This is a genomic window from Wocania arenilitoris (assembly GCF_021728535.1).
GTDB classification, from domain to species: Bacteria; Bacteroidota; Bacteroidia; order Flavobacteriales; family Flavobacteriaceae; genus Wocania_A; species Wocania_A arenilitoris.
The window spans coordinates 44,534-65,027 of record NZ_JAKKDU010000004.1 but is presented as its reverse complement, the minus strand read 5'-3'; the positions used below and the strand labels follow the sequence as shown (position 1 = coordinate 65,027).

Here is a 20,494-nt window from a genome sequence, read left to right as displayed (position 1 = left end):
AAAACATGCAACAGATTATAAATTTTATAATAAGAAACAAAACTTTTTTGTTATTCTTATTACTGTTTTCTGTATCTATTGTTTTTACTATCCAGTCGCATTCGTACCATAAAAGTAAGTTTATAAATTCGGCAAATTTTTTAACTGGCGGTATTTATAATACGTTTAATAATTTTAGCTCTTACTTAAATTTAAAATCTCAAAATCAGCTTTTAGCAGAAGAAAATAATCGTTTAAAATCGTTGTTATTTAATTCTGAAACAGCATTAGATTCAGTATTTATTGATAGTGTTTCTTTCGGAAAAATATACAAGTTTACTAGTGCCAATATTATAAAAAACAGTTACTCTTTAACTGATAATGTATTACTAATAAATAAAGGTGCTAACGATAGTATTAAAGAAGATTTTGGAGTAATTACTAGTAAAGGTATTTTGGGTATAACAGGTTCAACAAGTAAAAATTATGCTAATGTTATTTCTATATTAAATACAACAAGCCAAATAAGTGCTCAGTTAAAAAAAACAAACCATTATGGGTCTTTAACTTGGAATGGTGATTCTCCAAATATAGTACAGTTATTAGATGTTGAAAAAATAGCACCTGTTCTTGTAGGCGATACTATTGTTACATCGGGACGTTCATCGATATTTCCAAAAAACATAAATATTGGGATTGTACAGGATTTTGAATTGGATGCTGCCGAAAACTTTTATGAAATTAACGTGAGACTTTTTAACGACATGACTAACCTTGAGCACGTTTATGTGATTGAAAACAAAGATGTTAAAGAAATTATTAATTTGTTAAATTCAAACTAAATGAATAGTGTTTTATCTATAAATAGTATTCGTTTTTTAGTGCTTATTTTAACTCAGGTTTTAATATGCAGCCAGATTATTTTTTTTGGCTACATAAACCCCTATATTTATATACTTTTTATCATTTTATACCCCGTAAAAAACAACCGTTCGTTATTTATTTTTCTCAGTTTTTTATTAGGGCTAATTGTTGATTTATTTTTAGATTCTGGTGGTATTCATGCTGCGTCAAGTGTATTTATAGCCTACGCAAGACCTATAGTATTAAAGTTCTCTTTCGGTATGATTTATCAACATCAAAGCATTAAGTTTGATTCCGTAGATTTTGGTGCAAAACTAAGTTACATAACTATAATGGTTGCCGTGCATCACATTATTTTGTTTAGCTTAGAAATTTTTAGCATCTCCAAAATAATTTTAATACTTCAAAAATCGTTATTCTCAAGTATATTTACTATTATACTATGTGTTTTAATAACTATTATTTTTAGTCGAAAATCTAAATGAGACAACTTTTACTTTTTATATCGGTAATTCTTGTTGGTTTTATATTTATTGCAAGACTGTTTTACTTGCAGGTATATACCTCAAATCCGCATGACTTATTTTTAGACAATGCCATTAGAAAAGTTTACGATTACCCCAAACGTGGGTTTGTTTACGATAGAAACGGACAACTTTTAGTAGCCAACCAACCGTCTTACGATGTTATGGTTATTCCAAGAGAAGTTGAGCCTTTAGATACACTTGAGTTTTGCAACTTACTTAAAATTGATAAAGAACAATTTATAAAAACTTACAAAAAAGCGTATCGTTATTCACCAAGATTACCATCGGTTTTTGTGTCGCATTTATCAAAAGAAGATTATGCTGTTTTACAAGAAAAAATGCGAAAATTTGATGGGTTTTATATTCAAAAACGGTCGTTAAGAAAATACGAAACCTCTATTGGCGCTAATGTTTTAGGTGATATTGGTGAGGTAAATACCAGAGATATAAAAAAAGACCCCTATTACAGAATGGGTGATTTAATTGGTAGGCAAGGTGTAGAGGCTTCTTACGAAGATATATTACGAGGTGTAAAAGGTATAAAGTTTATTCAAAAAGATAGATTTAATAGAAATATTGGTCCGTATAAAGATGGTGAGTTTGATACCATACCCCAGCAAGGAAAAGACATTACCATTACCATTGATGCTAAGTTACAAGAATATGGTGAGTTGTTAATGCAAAACAAGCGTGGCGGTATTATAGCTATAGAACCATCAACAGGCGAAATACTAACTATGGTATCTGCGCCGACTTATAATCCAAATATTTTAGTAGGGAGAGCACGCTCCAAAAACTTCACAAAACTTTATAATGATACAATTGCAAAGCCATTATTCGATAGAAGTTTAAAAGCTCAATACCCTCCAGGGTCACCTTTTAAAGTACTTAATGCTTTAATTGGTTTACAGGAAAGTGTTGTAACCACTGAAGAGCGTTTTATCTGTAGAAGAGGTTATTATTATGGAAGAAAAAAACTAACTGGTTGCCATGTCCACCCACCTTCAGCAAATATGAATCTAGGTATTTACGAATCATGTAATGCTTATTTCGCTAATGTTTATAGACGTATTATAGATAAGCATGAAAACCCGTATGAAGGTATGATGACTTGGAGCAAGCATTTGAAAAGTTTTGGTTTAGGGGATTACTTAGGCTACGACTTAAAGGTTGGAAATAAAGGTAGAATTCCTGATGGTGATTTTTATAATAAATGGTATGGAAAAAATCGTTGGGCTTCAACTTTTAATATTTCTAATGCTATTGGTCAAGGAGAAGTAGAAACAACACCAATTCAATTAGCCAATATGGTTGCAGCTATTGCCAACAGGGGCCATTATTACACCCCACATATTATTAAATCAATTAAAGACGATACAATTCCTCAGAAATATACAAAACCAAAATACACAACCATAAATAAAGAACATTTTGAACCTGTTATACAAGGCATGTTTGATGTTTACAATAAAGGCACCGCTAAATATGTCAAGGTTTCTGGAATTGAAATTTGTGGAAAAACAGGAACCGCAGAAAATTATGCTAAAATAGATAGTGTAACAACACAATTAACAGACCACTCCATTTTTGTAGCATTTGCGCCTAAAGAAAACCCAAAAATAGCACTCGCAGTATTTGTTGAAAATGGCTATTGGGGAAGCCGTTTTGCAGGAAAGATTGCCAGCTTAATGATTGAAAAACATATTAGAGGAGAAATTACTAGAACCGATTTAGAAGATTGGATTTTAAGGCATAGCTTAGAGGATGAGTATGCTAAACGATATTCTGGTGAACCTTTTCAAATCAATGATAAAACAAAGTTACAAGTAGTTAAAGAAAAGGAATACTACCGTTTAAAAAGACAATTAAACAACATTAGTAAAGCCACAAATTAATGGTTAGAGAAACGAATAGGCACTTTAAATTCGATTGGGTTACCATTATCATTTTCCTGTTGCTTGTAGGTTTTGGGTATCTTAATATTTTGTCAGCATCACATTCGGGAAGTAGTGCCATAGACTATTTTGACTTTTCGCAACCCTATGGTAAACAACTCATTTTTATTTTTTTAACTTTTGGTTTAATTATAGTATTGCTTGCCATTGACGCTAAATTTTACGAACGTTTTTCAAGTATAATTTACATCGTTTCTATGCTATCTTTAGTAGGTCTTTTCCTTTTTGGAAAAAATGTAAATGGAGCTACATCGTGGTATGCCATTGGAGGCCTGACTATACAACCCAGCGAGTTTGCAAAAATGGCAACGGCTCTAGCGGTAGCTAAACATGTTAGTGATTTAAACACCAATATAAATACCCTAAAAGATCAGATAAAAGCCTTTGTAATTATTGCAATTCCAGCAATTTTAGTGTTATTACAAAACGACACGGGTAGTACCATTGTTTATGGTGCATTCTTTTTTGTATTGTATCGAGAAGGACTGCCAAAATATTATTTAACTATTGGCGTGTCAATTATTTTGGTCTCGATTTTATCTTTAAAGTTTGGATCAATAATCACATCTATAATTGCAGTAATATTACTTATTGGGTTTCATTTTATAAGCAAAAAGAAATTACATGCTTTACAATCCTTATTTATATTACTAGTAACGGTTGCTATATCTTTTGGAATAAGATTCTTTTATGAAAGCATTTTAAAACCCCACCAACAAGACCGTATTAGTCTTTGGCTCAGATTAGAAAAAGACCCAGAAAAGTTAGAGCAAATGAAAAAAACGTTTGCTTATAATTTGAATGAATCTGAAAAAGCAATAAGCTCAGGTGGTTTTTCAGGAAGAGGTTTTATGGAAGGTACTCGAACCACAGGAAAATTTGTGCCCGAACAGCACACCGATTATATTTTTAGTACCGTTGGCGAGGAATGGGGGTTTTTAGGAACCACTTTTGTTGTTGTGCTTTTTGTTCTTTTAATTATACGCATTTTGCATTTAGCAGAACGCCAAAAAACACAGTTCAGTAGAGTGTATGGTTATGGTGTGGCGTCAATTATTTTTATACATTTTCTAATTAATATAGGCATGGTTATGGGGTTAATCCCAACGATTGGTATACCGCTGCCTATGTTTAGTTATGGAGGCTCTGGATTATGGGCTTTTACTATTTTACTATTCATTTTTATTAAATTAGATTCTAATAAAATAAACGAATGGTAGTCGATAATCGATATTTTATTATTGAACTCATCTTAACTTTTTGTTTTTAACCGAAAATGAGTTGAAATTTGACCAGATGAGGCACTACGGGTAAGAAAAGTAATAAAATATGGGTAAATTTTAGCCATTTTTTTAGGAAATAGAAAAAATCAAGATGAGTTCATTTTACTTAAGTGAATAAAATCACTTTTTTAGCTCTAATTTTTCAGCAAAATAATCGCAAAAATCTTTCATCGTTGCCGTCATTTTTTCATCTTGAGTAGCTCTATTAAATGTGTCGCTCATAGCAACTAATGTTTGATGAAAAAATACTTTCATTTCATCAACAGGCATATCTTTAGTCCATAAATCTATACGCAATGTTTCTTGGGCTTTAGCGTCCCAAACGGCAAGCATCATAGCTTTGGCTTCCTCGTTAGTTATGCCACCATCTTGAGCTGTCCAATGTAATTTTTCAGGAATTCTGTTTTCATCCAATTCTACGTTCAATTCTATTTTAGACGTATGGTTTTTTGCCATTATTTACGTGGTTTAAACTTGGTGTTATTAAAAATATCTTCAGTAGATTTTATAAGCATATCTTTTAAAGATATGTTGTTTTGTTTCATATAAGCGCGTACAATTTGCCAGCCAATATATTGCCCTAAGCGACCCGGTGATTCATGATCAATTTTTTCCAAATAAAACTTAGTAAAAGGAGCAGGGTTTATAAATCTGCTAGGTAATTTAGAATCTGTGCTAAATAATAATTCGCGCTCCACAAAATAACGCCATATATAACTTTCGTTAGCTATTGCCCAATCTAATTCTTCTTGCGAATAGCTAATGCGTTCTGCATCGGTTTTAAAAGGAATTACCATATCCTTAAAATAAAGTTGTTTGCCGTAATAAATCATTTCGTCTAACAACGTTCTTTTTTGCGATTGATAGATGTATTTCTTAGCATATTTGCTAGCTAAATCTACAACCAATTGTTCTTTTTTTAGGTTTTGACGAATGTATTTATCAATGTTACCATAAACGTAAAAGTCGTGGTCACTTCCTAAATAATTATCTAAGGCTATCAAAGCTATAGTATCGGTAACAATTACTCTGTTTCTATAATCAACATCGTTGGTGACGGTGATTACTCTAGGAGGATTAAATTCTGGGAAATAATATTTTAAATGATTGAATAGCGATTCAATCTCAGCTTCAGTATTCTCAAAAGTTGGAAAAGCTTTAGCAACTTCATCAAATAACTGAATTTGTAAAGTATCGGCTTTTTTTGCTAACCAAAATGAATCTGAATATTTTTCAGAAAACATAAAAGGGTAAGCTTTTTTCAAATTTGGTAACTCTTTTGAATCGGCTTCAGCAAATAACTTATCAAATCTTTCAACCGAAATATCGGTATTTATTTTGGCAATGTTTTTTTGTAACTGGCTTTCTTTTTTGCAAGAAACAGCTATCAAAAAAATACCAAATAATAAGATTGTATTTTTCATGTGTTTATATTTATTGTTATTCAACGGTCACATGTAACATCCTAAATAATCATTTGGTTGTGTGATTAAATATTAATCATGGATGTTTCATCTATTCAAAATTTTCAAACAACTTTTTACTAAATGCCCATTATGGGCTTCATGTAAAACTTAAACGGTATAAATTTTTATTAATTGGGCGTTTCGTTTATTTTTGTTTGCAAAGGTACTATTCTTTATATTAAAAATATTGTTAAATATGCAAACAGAAAAAGTAGTTAATCATATTGTTAATTGGCTAAAAGATTATGCAACCAATGCTGGAGTAAATGGTTTTGTAGTTGGCGTTTCTGGTGGTATAGATTCTGCCGTAACCTCAACATTATGTGCTAAAACTGGGCTTAATGTTTTATGTGTCGAAATGCCAATACATCAAGCCGAAAGTCATGTTACAAGAGCACAAGAGCATATGGCACAACTAAAAGAAAGGTTTGAAAATGTTGACGATACTCGCACTGATTTAACACCTGTTTTTGAAGAATTTAAAACCGAAGTATTTTTTGATGGAGACCAAGCTACTATTGATATGGCTCTTGCAAATACTAGGGCGCGTTTACGTATGGCAACACTATACTATTATGCAGGACTCTACAAGTTATTAGTAGCAGGAACTGGAAATAAAGTTGAAGATTTTGGTGTTGGCTTTTATACTAAATATGGCGATGGTGGTGTGGATTTAAGCCCTATTGCAGACTTGGTAAAGTCTGAAGTGTATAAAATAGGTGAATTTTTACAAGTGCCAGAATCTATAATGAAGGCAGCACCAAGTGATGGTTTATTTGGTGATGCTAGGAGCGATGAAGATCAAATAGGAGCATCGTATCCAGAGCTTGAATGGGCAATGAAAATGGATGATGAAGGTAAAACTGCAAAAGATTTTTCTGATAGAGAACAAGAGGTTTTTAAAATTTATAAGCGCTTTAACTCAGCTAACAAGCATAAAATGATTCCTATACCAATTTGCGAAATCCCTGCGAATTTTAAGTAAGTATTATACTTTTAACAAAAAAACATTATCTTTGTAAATTAGCTAACTCTCTCATTTATAGCTGTGACTCACACACAGTTGTAATAATTAAAAATCCATTAGCAATGATAAAATTATTAATAGTAGACAATCACCCAATTATTAGAAAGGGATTAGAACACCTTTTTTCAGCATCATCAAACATTAAAATTGTAGGAAGTTTAGAAGATGGCGACAAAATTTTAGATTTTGTAAAGAATAACGATGTAGACGTTATTTTAACTGAAGTAGATTTTCCTAAACTTAACGGTTTAACCGTTTTGCGTTATTTAAAGAAAGACTATCCAGACATTAAAACGCTTATTTTTAGTGGTCAACCAGAAGAAGTTTATGGTATAAACGGCATAAAAGCTGGTGCTTCTGGATTTGTTTCTAAATCAGTTAACATCATTGCCATTAACGAAGCCGTTTTAAAAGTTTACGAAGGTGGTATTTATTTAAGTGATGCATTAACGCAACAGTTGGCGTTAGGTGCAAAATCAAATAGGTCAGGTGGTTCTTATTACAAAAAACTATCAACTCGCGAATCAGAAGTATTAAAGCTTTTAACCATTGGTAGAAAAAATAAAGAAATTTCTAAAGAACTTAATATTAACGAGAAAACTGTAAGTACTTATAAAGCGCGTTTAATGAGAAAACTAAAAGTTAATAATTTAGTTGATCTTGTTAATCAAGCAAAACTTTCAGCAGAGTTATAATACTCGATTAAGTTTTCTAGATAACAACATTTTTAGACTCGAATAGTCTTTTACTTCTTCAAGTATATTTCTATTCGTGTCTGTTTTATTTTGTAAAGTTTCTTGCTGAAATTCTTTTACTTTTTGGTCAATTAAAAAGCAGCGTAAATTTAAGATGGTTTCACTAACTAGTTGTGCAATAGTTTTTGTTTTTTCTTTAGGAAAAATATTCATCCTATTCCAATCATCTAAAGCATAACGCTCGTCTTCCATCAAAATGGTTGTAATTTGGCTAGAAGTTTCAGAATCTACAGAATTTACAAATGATTTTAAATCAAAATCATCATTCTGATTTAAGGTGTCAATAATTGTGTAATACAAGGTTTTAAACTGTTGGTTAGAGAATTCCATCTCGTCATCTTGTAAATCTAAAAAAACTTTTTCAAACACTTTAGCTTGATGAATTACAGGTTCTAAAATAAGTTCGCCTTTGTCGTTTTCTTTTAAAACTAAATCTTCAAAATCTTCAGTCTTGTTTCCGTAAAGCAATAGGACTTCAATTATTTTTCGTTCTAAAACATACTGTACATCAACTTTTTTAACGGGTTGTTGGTGCTTAATAACATCAAAAGCTTTTTGCTCGTTTTTGTGTTTTTTGTTTTCTTCCTGAAATTCTTTTTTGTTAATTTGAGCCAGCGTACTAAACAAAACCTCTTCGCTAATGTCCATAATTCTGGCACATTCTTGAATGTAGATTTCTTTTTTAATACGATCTGGAATTTTAGAAATACTGTTTACAATATTTCTAACGGTTTCGGCTTTTCTAATAGGATCGTTTTTAGACTCTTCAAATAAAACAGATGCCTTAAATTGAATAAAATCTTTAGCATTTTCATCTAAATACAAAGCGAGTTCTTCAAGCGTGTTGTTTTTTGCAAAACTATCGGGATCTTCACCTTCAGGAAACGTACAAACTTTTACGTTCATGCCTTGTTCCAAAATTAAATCAATACCACGAAGTGAAGCACGCATACCTGCTGCATCGCCATCAAATAAAACGGTAATGTTTTTAGTAAGTCTATTTATAAGTCTGATTTGTTCTGAAGTTAAAGCAGTACCAGACGATGATACCACATTTTTAATTCCTGTTTGATAAAATTGAATAACATCGGTATAACCTTCAACCAAATAACAATTATCTTCTTTTGCAATACTTTGTTTGGCATGATAAATTCCATATAAAACTTTGCTTTTATGATAAATATCACTCTCTGGCGAGTTTACATATTTAGCTGCTTTTTTGTCGTTTATTAAAATACGCCCACCAAAACCTAAAACACGACCACTCATGCTTTTTATAGGGAACATAACGCGACCTTTAAACCTGTCAAATCGTTTAATGTCTTTAACAATAGTCAGTCCTGTTTTTTCAAGATAATCTATGTTATAACCTTGTTTTAAAGCTTCATCAGTAAAGGCTTGCCACTCATCAAGTGAATAACCTAAATCAAAGGTTTTAATAGTGTCTTCTGTAAAACCACGTTCTTTAAAATAGCTTAATCCAATTGATTTTCCTCGGTCGGTTTTATGTAATATATTTTGAAAGTACTTGCTTGCAAACTCACTAACTAAATAGAGGCTTTCGCGTTCGTTAGCGGCTTGTTTTTGTTCGTCGGATTGAACCGTTTCTTCAATTTCAATATTGTATTTTTTAGCTAGATATTTAATGGCTTCAGGATAGGTGAAATGTTCGTGTTCCATTAAAAAAGCTACTACATTACCGCCTTTTCCGCTAGAAAAATCTTTCCAGATTTGTTTTACTGGCGATACCATAAAGCTAGGAGAGCGTTCGTCTGAAAACGGACTTAAACCTTTAAAGTTACTGCCTGCTTTTTTAAGCTGTACAAAATCACCAATAACCTCTTCTACACGAGCGGTTTCAAATACTTGGTCTATGGATGATGCTGATATCAATGGAGAAAACTTATTTTAAATGTAAATGTAATATAATCTATTGAGTTTAGAAATTAAAGCTATTTTGAAATTTGACTTTGTTATAAAAAAAGACGAAATTCGTTTATCGCTGGATATAAGTTATTAATACGACTTATATTTTCGTATCAAAATAAGTTCATAAAAAGAGGTCGTCTAAAAAGTAATTTTTAGGCAATTTTTCTTTTTGGGGAAATGAAGATTTTTTCTCTGCGATAAGTACGGATCTTTTTATTACTAAACTTCGAAAAATTTAAAATAAAGACCAAACAATTCAAATAATTAACGTTAGCGGTTACTGTTATAAACTAATTTGCTAAAAGTGGTTTGATTTTTGTATTTTTCAAACTGTAATGAAACCTGTTTTTTTTCTCTTTTTATTTTTATGGACTTCAGCATTTTCACAAGAAATTGTTGAAACAAGCTTTGTAAAAAAATCAAAAATGGACGCTGAGCGTATTGTGTCTATAGATGTGTTTGGGTCTGTTTTTTATTTAAACAATAATGTTTTTTATAAAAAAAATTCTATAGACAAGATAAGCTACAATAATTTACAGCTTGGTGACTTAGAAACAGTTGATGTTTTTAATCCACTAAAAATAAATCTGTTTTATAAAAATTTTAATACCGTTGTTATTCTTGATAATAGGCTGGCAGAAATTTTTAAAATAGATTTTAATAACCTAGCTACGTATAAAAATGTAACGCATGTTTCAACAGGACACGACAACACATTGTGGCTGTTTAATCAAGACACGCAACAATTAGAGCTTTACGATTATAGAACAAATACAAATCGAGTATATACTTTACCAATACAAGAGCCAGTATTAGATTTAAAAAGTAATTATAACACCTGTTGGCTACTTACTAAAACACATTTATTTGTATATAATTATTTTGGAAGCTTATTAAAAAAAATGAAGCATGACGGTTTTACATCAATGTCTGAAGGTAATAATCACCTTATATTAAAAAAAGATAATTATTTGTATTATTTAAAGCATAATACAGAAAACCCAATACTAGTATCAACTCCAAAATTGTTAATAAATCAGTTTTTACTAACCAATGGAAGCTTGTATATTTACGACAATGAATTTCTTCATGAATACCAACTAATAAAAGATTAAATTATGCATGTTGCAATTGCAGGAAATATTGGCGCAGGAAAAACAACGCTTACAAAATTACTAGCAAAACATTATAAATGGGAGGCTCAATTAGAAGATGTTGTAGACAATCCTTATTTAGATGATTTTTATAATCAAATGGAACGTTGGAGCTTTAACTTGCAAGTGTATTTTTTAAATAGTAGATTTCGTCAAGTAGCTCAAATTCGCGAAAGCGGAAAAGACATTATTCAAGATAGAACTATTTATGAAGATGCTCATATTTTCGCACCCAATTTGCACGCTATGGGTTTAATGACGAACCGTGATTTTGAAAATTATTCGTCACTTTTTAATCTTATGGAATCTTTTGTGCAAGGTCCAGATTTGCTAATTTATTTAAGGAGCTCAATTTCTAATTTAGTTGATCAAATACATAGACGTGGTCGTGAGTACGAAAACTCAATAAGTATTGATTATTTAAGTAGATTAAATGAACGCTACGAAGCTTGGATACATGGTTATAATAAAGGTAAACTTCTTATTATTGATGTAGACGCTTTAAATTTTGTAGATAATCCAGAAGATCTAGGAAGCATTATAAATACTATTGATGCAGAGATTAACGGTTTATTTTAGCCGTTGTTAGCGTCTTCTTTGTCCAGAGTATTCCATAGCTTCGCCCTTGCCAAATCCATAACTAAAACTAAAAGTTATAAATCTGCCTCTTTGATTTCGATTAAATAGATAAAAATTATCTTGAATTACTTCATTTTTTTCTATTCTAGATTCAAAAATATCTCGAACACTAAAGCTTAAAATACCCTTACCTTTTATTATTTTTTTTCTTAAACCTAAATCTACAAATAGGTTTTCAGCTATTTTACCTTGAACTGTTTTTGTGCCAGATATGTAGTTTCCTATAATTTCAAAATCAATTTGTGTAGGTAATTTTAATTTACTAGTTAACTTTCCTGCCCATTGATCTGCCTTAAAATCAATTTCAGTCGTGTTAAATGTACCTTGGCGTTTAAAGGTGTTATAGTTTAAATCGCCATTAAAAACTAACCATTTAGCAACATTGTATTTGGTGTTAAATTCTACACCAGTAGCTTTGGTGGTGCCAATGTTTAAAGGTTTGTAGGTGTTAATGTTGTTTTCAAAAGTAGAAATTCTTCGCTCAATAGCATCAGTAGTAAATCTGTAATAAATGCCAAAATTTAATGATATTTTCCCTAAATCATAAATGTTTGTAATTTCGTAAGAATCAGTAAATTCTGGGCGTAATTCTGGGTTTCCTGTTCTTATATTAAAATTATTTCTAATATTGAAGAATGGATTTAAATCCCATAGCCGAGGTCTATATACACGTTTAGAATAGCCAACTTGTAAAGAATAACTATCGCTAACTTTATAAGAAGAATGAAAACTAGGGAAGAGGTTTGTATAAGATTGATTATTTTGCTTATTTGTATTAGCTAGTAAGGTGTTTAAATCTGTGTTTTCTAATCGAAGACCAATTTTTATCCCCCATTTATCACCTTCATAAGCAGCAGTACCATAAAGCCCTAAAACATTCTGGTCAAACTCAAAAATATTAGTTAAATTTGGGTTAGATACAAATATATTACCTACCAGATCTTGTACTTCATAATCATTACTTACATTGTTTAATACATATTGTGCTCCAGTTTCAATAGTAAAATTTTCAGAATAAGGTTTTGTGTAATCTAATTTAAAAGTGTAATTAGCTTCTTTAACTTCTTCTGTAATTTGTGTCTTACGAGAACCACGACTTTTTATCTTTAAATACGAAACTATGCCTTCATTCTTATATAGCTTTAGCCAATTATAGATTGTCTTACGTTCGCGCTTAAGTTTCTTGGCTAATTGGTAAGTGTAGATAACTTTACCTTGTTTTATTAATAATAACGCCTTTGCCCTTTGGTATTGTAACAATTTGGTCTGTTGATTAAGTAAAGTCTTTAACTCTGACTCACTTTCTTGAATATTTATTTCTATTTGTTTTGCCATAAAACAAATACATAACTAATTGAGTAAATTAACAAATGAAATAGTATTACTATCAAAAAAAACGATGCCAAGCATAATAAAAGTTGATTCCTTGACTTTTATTGTTCTTGGCACCTTTACAGACAATATCAGTTCTTAGCCAAACTCTACTCTCAATGAATTCAATTAAAACTTAAAAATTAAAGACGTACTAATTACAGTACCTGGAAGTGCTTGGGCAAGTGCGTACTTACCACCTACTAACACATCTACAGGGCCATTACCATCATTGGGATTACCTTGCGTATAAGCTAATACATTTGTTAGGTTTGTAGCTTGAACAGACAACATTAGATTATCGGTAAAGTCATAGTTAACACCTGCATCAAAAGATATATACGGGTCGAACTCTAAAGAATTAGCACCATCTGCAAATCGGTTACCTACATACTGTGCACTCACATAAGCTTTTCCTTTATTAAAATTAAATGTTGGAACAAATCGTAATTGAGTATTAGGAATCCTTGCAGGTCTTTTTCCAACGATAAGGTCGTTTGAAGCTGTGTTCTCTATTTTAGAACTTTGGATAACACCACTAAATTCAAAAGAAAGCTCGGTAATAGGCTTCCACGTACTTGAGAATTCTATACCTGAAGTCTTATTATCCGCTGCTGTAAAACCTAATGCTGTTGTTTCTGGGTCTATGGACCTAACTGGGAAGCCCAAGTTTTCCGAGAAGAATGCCGTCGCCCAAAAGGCTAAAGTCTTGCTTTGGTAACGTAGCCCTATTTCTCCAAAATTAAGTTTTGCTGGGTCATTAACCAATCCAAGGTTTGGTGTTCCAGCGTTAAAATAACTAAATTCATTACTAGCTGCAAAGTCATGAGCCTTGGTATATCTACCATAAATTGCAAAATTATCGTTAAACTTAAAATTAGCTCCTACGGTCCAAGTAGTTTCGGAAGCACTAATAGTCCCGTTATACAATTGACCATTCCTAGCAAACCAACCATATGCCCTATTAGCTAAAATATTAGAGCTAGGGTCTAAAGGTGCGGAACCATCAGTACCTTCTCCTGTTGCTTTAAACCTCACGGTTTCATTTCTAATACCAGCATCTATCCATAAACCCTCTATAGGCTGAACCTGAATATTAAGATATGGATTGGTAGACCTTGTATCTAATGAACCATGATTATCCAATAAACTATGGGTAACAACACCAGCATCGGTTAAATGACCAACAGCATCGCCATTTGCATCCAAAGCTTCTATGTTATAACGTTCAGACTGGTGTTTAGCATCCGTTAAAAAATGCCCTGAAACATAGTCTGATTTTGTAGCCATATCCCAATACTGCAATCCCGCAGTAGCGATAAAATTATCTTTTTCATAAGTCAACTGAAAGTCATTAATAAAATTCCTGTGCTCTTTTTGATATGAAAGCATCTCTTGAAGTAAGAGCAGACCATTTCCATTCAATGTAGAAGGGTTATTAACCACCTGACCATCATTTACCCTTACCAATTGAGTACTAACAGCACTAGGGAAGGCATCTAGTAAAACTGTGGTTTGGTCTGCAACATAATCTGAAGCTACCAACATAGAATTAAACCAACGCGTGCGTAAATCTACGCCATTTGTATTTATGTTAGAAATACGGACATGCTCCTTTACACGAAACCCACTACCCAAATCGTAATTAAACTTAACAGAAAATTGGTCGGTAATAGATTCTTGACCAGTATCTAAATCAATGATTTGGGTACCATTCCTTGTTTTTAAGTGCATGGTTTTAACGTCTGTCCCCATGAGGCTTTCATTTCTTGGGTCTAATCCAGGAATAGCCTTAGGGTTTCCGTCTCCACTGGCATCGGTTGGTACTGCCCAGTAAAAAATAGAATGGTCTCGAATACCCTTATAGCTAAAGGTAACGTCTCCGTTTTCAAAAACTTTTTTAAGGTTTGCTCTTATTTGTCCACCATGGTCTCCTGTAAAACCAACATCTCTAACGCCATCACCTCTTCTATAATATCCCCCAATAGTAGCATACCAACCATTATCGTTAATTGGCCCACCGTAAAAAAGATCTGTACGAATACGTCCGTAATCTGTAACGGCAAGACGCACTTCGCCTCTAACACTTTTTGGAATACGGCTGATAAAATTCACAGATGCGGCTGCTCCTTGAGCCGTAAATATTCCCGAAGGCCCGCCTAATACTGTTTCAATTCTATCATAAGTAGCATCTGGACGAATTTCATATTCTGTTAAAAATGGGGTATACAATACGGGCAATCCGTCTTCCTGAAGACTTATAAACGAATTAAACCCTCCTGTAGTACCACGGGCCGTTAAAAGTGTATTAACATCTCCACCTGAAGGCTCTCCATATAAACCAGGAACAGCATCTATTAAATCTACAAGCCCAACAGGCACCTCTCTATCCATAGCAGCTGGTCCTAAAATAGCTACGCCATACGAGGTCTCTAAGGCCGTTTGTGTCTTTCTAGCTGTTCCTGTAATAATCACATTACTTAAAGCTAGTGAATCTTCTTCAAGAACTACGTTTACTGTTTCCTCTTCACCAACTATTATTTCAACAGTCTTCATTCCTATATAGGAAAACCGTAGTACATCTCCTTTGTTGGCATTGATTATATAATTTCCGTCAAAATCTGAAGTAGCACCATTGGTTGTCCCAACAATAATAACACTTACTCCAGATAAGGGGTCTCCTTTACTGCTTGTAACACTACCCTTTATTTCTCTTTGTACAGGCTTAACATCATTAATAACAGGATTTTTCTTAATTAATATGGTATTGCGATCAGTAAATTCAAAACTAAGATTGATACTCAATAAGCTTTGATTTAATAATTCTGACACACTTATCTTTCCTTTCTTTAATGATACTTTAGGTTTATTTAAGAATAGTTTTTTAGGGTATACAAAACTATAATCGGTTTGTTTTTTTATAATTTTAAACACTTCATCAATGACAACCGATTCATTTTTCTCAATGACAACCTCAACCTGAGAAAATGAGTTGTCTGTTGTTAGACAGAAAACGGTTGTACACATAAAAAAAATCATCACTCTCATAATTGCGATTAGGCTCTTCTTTCCTGCTGGAAAGTGGCTTTTAATTAATTTAATTTCCATAAATTTACATAGTTTAGTTAGACTTCTTGTTTAATTAAATGAACTCGGGGGATGTGAAGTCTTTGACACCGCTAAATGTTTGACCTTCAGTCCCCTTTTCTTTTATTCTAATATTACTTTTTTATCATCTATTTCGAAATTTTTAATAACGCCGAAGTTTTTAATACTTCTAAGAATATCCTCTAAATTTTCGTTTTTTCTTAAGACTCCTACAAACTCTTCGTTTTCAATTGTTTTATTTTTAAATACTATATCCTTATCGTACCATCTGGAAAGTACTTTCATCATTTCTTTAAGTGATTTAGAATTAAAACTAAACACACCTTCCTTCCAGGATACTTCATTATATACATCTACCTCTAAAACGGAAGATACACCCGTATTCACATCTAGATTTAGCTGTTGATTGGGGGTTAAGACCTGATTTCCATTTTCAGTATTCACATCAACTTTGCCTTCTACCAGAGTGGTATAAACATTCGTTTCGTCTTTATAAGCCTTTATATTAAATTCTGTTCCAAGTACATATACATCTTGTTCATTACAACTTACCCTAAAGCCATCACCATGATTTTTTTCACTTGGGGACACATCAAAATAAGCTTCTCCATAAATCAATTCAACTTGCCTAACCTCTCCTTCTTTAAAGTGAACCGGATACTTTAATTGAGATTCTGAATTCAACCATACTTGTGTTCCATCCGAAAGTTTAACAGAGAATTGCCCTCCTCTTGGTATGTTGAGATGATTATATACCGTCTTTGAGTGCGTTTTTGCCTCAGTTTTATACACAATTTCCTCTCCATTACTATTCGCATTATTAGTTTGAAAAGACATCCCACTTTCTAAAACTACTTGAGAACCATCTTCTAATGTTAATGTTGCCTTATCAACACCTGGCGCAACACTCTTATTCACAGTTACTGGGGCAATGGATTGCGGTTCGTTTTTTTCATTAAAAAATAAGGTAAGTCCAAAAATAAGTAGTACCGATGCAGCAGCTATGTACTTTAGGTAACCGCCAAATAATTTTTTCACTTTTTTATCCTTATTATTAACGTAAGGCTCTATTTTTGTCCATGATTTCTTTTTAAACTTTTCTTCGCTATCAATTTTAAATTCTGACCAAACATGCTCTTTATCTTGATAAGAATCTAAAAACGCATCCAATAATTCTTGTTCTTCTTCAGAACACTCATTATTAATATATTTTGTAAAAATCTTTTTTACCTCTTTTTCATTCATGTTTTATGCATTAATCTCCCTTTTAAGTGTTGGGGTTTTATAATAGGTAACAAAACAAACGTCTTGGTACATGTCTAAAGTCATTTTTTTTAAATTCCTTTATTATATAATAGATAATAGATTTAAGACCAAGGTTTTCAAATATAATGCGCTTTAGGAGCTGTAATACTATTGTTTGATTTATAGCCACACTCCCGTTCCTACTAAAAACAAAAAAATATTAGAATGGATTAAATTAGTCAAAGAAAAAACTCTTTTTAGAGCTGGTTTGTCATTTCGAACGCTACTGAAATCAAAATATATTTTTATTGATAAGTATATTACGTAGCATTCATGGATTAAATCAAATTGGATTTAATGGAAGCATCAGTATGTCTAATTGCGGAAACTTATCATTTCAATTATTTGGTATAGATGATAAGTCAGATGAATTTTGCAAATAGTATTTGGGTCTGTTATACCAATTTAATTATGTAATGTCGTTATATTTGTTTGTCTTTAAGGATGGCAAAACCACAAGAATTCGCAATCAAAGAAAGTGTAGCAGAACTTGTTTCACTCCGCAAAAAGCAACCAAATTTCAGATTTGAAAAAAGAATCATTTGGCTCATTGAACTACAGGGTAAAAAATTCAAGACTAGAAAAAAGCTCTGTGAATATTTAAGCATCAGCACCAGAACACAAGCGCGCTGGACTAAAGAATACATTACCAATGGCATACAAGGCCTGCTGTCTGATCAGCCGAAAAACAAAAAGTCCAAGATTATCACAGAGCAGATCCACAATGGATTGTCCGCACGTGTCAATTCAAGCGACAATGGTTTCTTGGGTTATTGGGATGCGAAACAATGGGTTTGTTCAGAATATAAGGTTGAAGTTAAATACCACCTGTTGAGGCAATACTTGATAAAGCACTTTAAGACAAAGCTTAAAAGCCCAAGAAAATCCCATTATAAAAAAGATGCGATGTAAATCTATATTTCCAAGATGAAGCCAGGTTTGACATGATGACGCAACTAGGGGGATCGTTTTGTATGGGAGGTCAACGGGTGTGAACACAGATGTTTTTGAAGCATACTTAAAACAATTTTCGTTGCACAGGCCCAAAGAGCTTAAAATTGTTGTCATAGACAACGCGGGGTTCCATTCTACAAAAAAACATAGAGGTTCCACAAAACATACACCTATTGCGAATCCCACCTTACGCACCTGAACTCAATCCCTATGAACAAATTTGGCAGTATATCAAGCAACGCTACAAAAATCAAAGATTTGAATCTATGAAAGATTTAAAAAAGTGGTTGCATGGAACGGTCAACAAAATGAGTGCCGAAACTATTAAATCAATTACAGCAAATCATCATTATATAGATGTCTTTATGGCGACATCATAAAATTAAATTGGTATTAGATGTATTTTGTAGAGGTATTGATTTGTCTGATGGAACAACTTTATCTAAACAAGCGTTCGATTTTTATATCCATTTATTAATCGAGAAAAAGAGCCTTAGAAAAAGGAGGCAACTTTGTGTGCTACGGCAATGCTCCATAAATAGCTAATAACTCTATAAATCTCAAGCTAGGTGCTTTATTGATAAGTTTCTGTGCTTTTAATTCTGAAGTTCTTTTCTTAAAAATGCCAAAGCTTTCGAAATTTGATTTTTAACTGCTTGAATTGAAATTTCTAATTCTTCCGAAATTTCTTTGTGAGATTTATGTTGAAACCTACTCAACTCGAATATTTCCCTGCATCGTTTAGGCAGTTTCATAACAGAAGCTAATATGGTTTCCTCCAGTTCTAGGTATTCCATTTTTCTTGAAGCATTGGGAGACATCTCCAATATATTAAGCCGGGTAATATCTTCTTTTGTAATTTTTTTATCCCTAAAATAATTGAAAACCTGATATTTTACAGCCACAAACAAGTAAGACTTAACATTAGTTATCTGCATGTCTTTACGTTTCAGCCAAAAGTCAACAAAAATATTCTGTACAATATCTTCACAAGATTCTTTATGATTTAAAATATTAAAAGCATAAAGAAACATGTCTCTTGCATACAAATCGTGCAATGCCTTAAACGCTCTTGGGTTATCAAGAACGATTTCTTCAAGAAGTTCTTTATCACTATAAAACATTGACCTCATTCTAGAAAACAGAAAGGATTAGTTAAAATATATCTTAAATTAAAAAAAATCTTGAAACGAACTATCCTCGAGGCAGAGCCATAGGAGTATTTCGCTTGTCTTATTTTGGCTTTAGATTCCATTTTATTCATAAATTCCTATTTCACATTTTTGAATTCATGAATCTTCGATTTAATGGGAATAACAATTCCAAAGAAACCCAACGCAAAGCGTCGCGAAATTCTTTTCGATTAAAGCCCAATTAAACTATTGATTTTCTTTTGAGTGTCCTTTAAAGCATTAATGATATCTTCAAGGTTTATCTTTTTTTCAAGGTTAGATGAGAACATAGAGACTCCCAATATACTGCTCACTTCAGAACCTTTTGACCCTATTGGAATTGCAATATCGGTCACGCCTCCCGTCAATTCACTCTCGGCAAATAAATACCCCTTTTCCTTAGCTTCATTTATCTCCTTATTTATGTCTTCTTTCTGGGCTTTGTTCCATTTTTTATAATGTATGTCTCTCTCCAAAATATTCTTTCTTGCCTCCAAAGAAAGACAAGATAATAGCACTTTTCCTGAAGTAGTCATTGATAGTGGAAAGCGCCTCCCCTCTTCAATTGATAAGGATACCGGATTAGGACTTGATGCTTGCGAAATAACCAAAAGCTGATTCTCCTGCATGATGCTTAAGTGACAAGATTCCCTAATCTTTTCTGCCAATAATTGCATTGGGTAATGTGCCGCTCGTTTTAGCTCTTCAAAAGGTGTATGCCTATGAGATAACTCATACATCTTTAATGACAACCTATATTTCCCAGCATTCGAGCCTCTTATAATATACCCCCGCTCCTCCAAACGCATTAACATTCTATATATCTCACTAGACTTTTTGTTAATGCCCTGGGCTATTTCCAACTGTGTTAAAGGAACCCCTTCTAGAGATAAATACTCAAGAATATCTAACCCTCTATCCAAAGCTGGCGCAGCATAACTTGTTGTTTTTGCAGTCATTTTATTTAAGTCATTATAAAACAATATTAATAAAACTATTTTAATAT

Annotated in this window: 19 protein-coding genes; 11 read left to right on the top strand and 8 right to left on the bottom strand. The window is 32.4% G+C overall.

What is annotated here, in order from left to right; translation table 11 throughout:
• The first annotated feature begins 5 nt into the window (after positions 1-5).
• Genes mreC through rodA form a run of 4 tightly spaced genes read left to right on the top strand, consistent with a single transcriptional unit; the run spans position 6 to position 4,545 of the window.
• The gene (gene mreC, locus L3X37_RS04250; RefSeq protein ID WP_237238926.1) at positions 6-821 is read left to right on the top strand and encodes a rod shape-determining protein MreC; all 816 of its coding nucleotides are present in this window, start codon (positions 6-8) and stop codon (positions 819-821) included.
• Positions 822-1,328: a rod shape-determining protein MreD gene (locus tag L3X37_RS04245; protein ID WP_237238925.1), complete on the top strand. Its 507-nt coding sequence runs from the start codon at positions 822-824 to the stop codon at positions 1,326-1,328. It begins immediately after the preceding gene.
• Complete coding sequence (gene mrdA, locus L3X37_RS04240) at positions 1,325-3,265, top strand: penicillin-binding protein 2 (RefSeq protein WP_237238924.1); 1,941 nt, start codon at positions 1,325-1,327, stop codon at positions 3,263-3,265. The genes L3X37_RS04245 and mrdA overlap by 4 nt, the downstream gene beginning before the upstream one ends.
• Complete coding sequence (rodA, locus tag L3X37_RS04235; RefSeq protein WP_237238923.1) at positions 3,265-4,545, top strand: rod shape-determining protein RodA; 1,281 nt, start codon at positions 3,265-3,267, stop codon at positions 4,543-4,545. The genes mrdA and rodA overlap by 1 nt, the downstream gene beginning before the upstream one ends.
• 183 nt (positions 4,546-4,728) lie before the next feature.
• Here rodA and gldC read toward each other — a convergent pair whose 3' ends face one another.
• On the bottom strand, positions 4,729-5,064 hold the full coding sequence (gene gldC, locus L3X37_RS04230; protein ID WP_237238922.1) for a gliding motility protein GldC: 336 nt from the start codon (positions 5,062-5,064) through the stop codon (positions 4,729-4,731).
• On the bottom strand, positions 5,064-6,032 hold the full coding sequence (gldB, locus tag L3X37_RS04225) for a gliding motility lipoprotein GldB (RefSeq protein WP_237238921.1): 969 nt from the start codon (positions 6,030-6,032) through the stop codon (positions 5,064-5,066). The genes gldC and gldB overlap by 1 nt, the downstream gene beginning before the upstream one ends.
• Positions 6,033-6,270: 238 nt before the next feature.
• On the opposite strand from gldB, the gene nadE reads away from it, so the two are divergent.
• Complete coding sequence (nadE, locus tag L3X37_RS04220) at positions 6,271-7,059, top strand: NAD(+) synthase (RefSeq protein ID WP_237238920.1); 789 nt, start codon at positions 6,271-6,273, stop codon at positions 7,057-7,059.
• A 104-nt stretch (positions 7,060-7,163) separates the two neighbouring features.
• Entirely contained in the window at positions 7,164-7,796 is a 633-nt protein-coding gene (locus tag L3X37_RS04215) for a response regulator (protein WP_237238919.1), read from the top strand.
• On the opposite strand, the gene dnaG is transcribed toward L3X37_RS04215, so the two are convergent.
• Entirely contained in the window at positions 7,791-9,749 is a 1,959-nt protein-coding gene (gene dnaG / locus L3X37_RS04210) for a DNA primase (RefSeq protein WP_237238918.1), read from the bottom strand. The two genes, L3X37_RS04215 and dnaG, sit on opposite strands and share 6 nt — an antisense overlap.
• A 371-nt stretch (positions 9,750-10,120) precedes the next feature.
• On the opposite strand from dnaG, the gene L3X37_RS04200 reads away from it, so the two are divergent.
• A complete protein-coding gene (locus L3X37_RS04200) occupies positions 10,121-10,900 on the top strand; it encodes a hypothetical protein (RefSeq protein WP_237238917.1) in 780 nt (259 codons plus the stop codon).
• 3 nt (positions 10,901-10,903) lie between these two features.
• A complete protein-coding gene (locus tag L3X37_RS04195) occupies positions 10,904-11,518 on the top strand; it encodes a deoxynucleoside kinase (protein ID WP_237238916.1) in 615 nt (204 codons plus the stop codon).
• 6 nt (positions 11,519-11,524) lie between these two features.
• On the opposite strand, the gene L3X37_RS04190 is transcribed toward L3X37_RS04195, so the two are convergent.
• The 3 genes from L3X37_RS04190 to L3X37_RS04180 form a co-directional block, all read right to left on the bottom strand.
• Positions 11,525-12,913, bottom strand: coding sequence for a TonB-dependent receptor domain-containing protein (locus tag L3X37_RS04190; RefSeq protein ID WP_237238915.1), 1,389 nt, complete (start codon positions 12,911-12,913; stop codon positions 11,525-11,527).
• A 165-nt stretch (positions 12,914-13,078) separates the two neighbouring features.
• Entirely contained in the window at positions 13,079-16,057 is a 2,979-nt protein-coding gene (locus L3X37_RS04185; RefSeq protein ID WP_237238914.1) for a TonB-dependent receptor, read from the bottom strand.
• Between the two features lie 102 nt (positions 16,058-16,159).
• Complete coding sequence (locus L3X37_RS04180) at positions 16,160-17,302, bottom strand: FecR family protein (protein ID WP_237238913.1); 1,143 nt, start codon at positions 17,300-17,302, stop codon at positions 16,160-16,162.
• A gap of 308 nt (positions 17,303-17,610) precedes the next feature.
• On the opposite strand from L3X37_RS04180, the gene L3X37_RS15225 reads away from it, so the two are divergent.
• The 3 genes from L3X37_RS15225 to L3X37_RS04170 all read left to right on the top strand — a co-directional run bounded on the left by L3X37_RS15225 (position 17,611) and on the right by L3X37_RS04170 (position 18,696).
• Positions 17,611-17,745, top strand: a complete 135-nt coding sequence (locus tag L3X37_RS15225; RefSeq protein ID WP_262910783.1) for a hypothetical protein — start codon at positions 17,611-17,613, stop codon at positions 17,743-17,745.
• A gap of 61 nt (positions 17,746-17,806) precedes the next feature.
• A complete protein-coding gene (locus tag L3X37_RS04175; protein ID WP_237238912.1) occupies positions 17,807-18,274 on the top strand; it encodes a transposase in 468 nt (155 codons plus the stop codon).
• Between the two features lie 215 nt (positions 18,275-18,489).
• Positions 18,490-18,696: a transposase gene (locus tag L3X37_RS04170; RefSeq protein WP_237238911.1), complete on the top strand. Its 207-nt coding sequence runs from the start codon at positions 18,490-18,492 to the stop codon at positions 18,694-18,696.
• Between the two features lie 216 nt (positions 18,697-18,912).
• On the opposite strand, the gene L3X37_RS04165 is transcribed toward L3X37_RS04170, so the two are convergent.
• Positions 18,913-19,440: an RNA polymerase sigma-70 factor gene (locus tag L3X37_RS04165; protein ID WP_237238910.1), complete on the bottom strand. Its 528-nt coding sequence runs from the start codon at positions 19,438-19,440 to the stop codon at positions 18,913-18,915.
• Between the two features lie 239 nt (positions 19,441-19,679).
• Positions 19,680-20,447 carry an IclR family transcriptional regulator gene (locus L3X37_RS04160; RefSeq protein ID WP_237238909.1) on the bottom strand — a complete coding sequence of 256 codons (768 nt, stop codon included), beginning with the start codon at positions 20,445-20,447 and terminating at the stop codon, positions 19,680-19,682.
• Positions 20,448-20,494 lie beyond the last annotated feature (47 nt).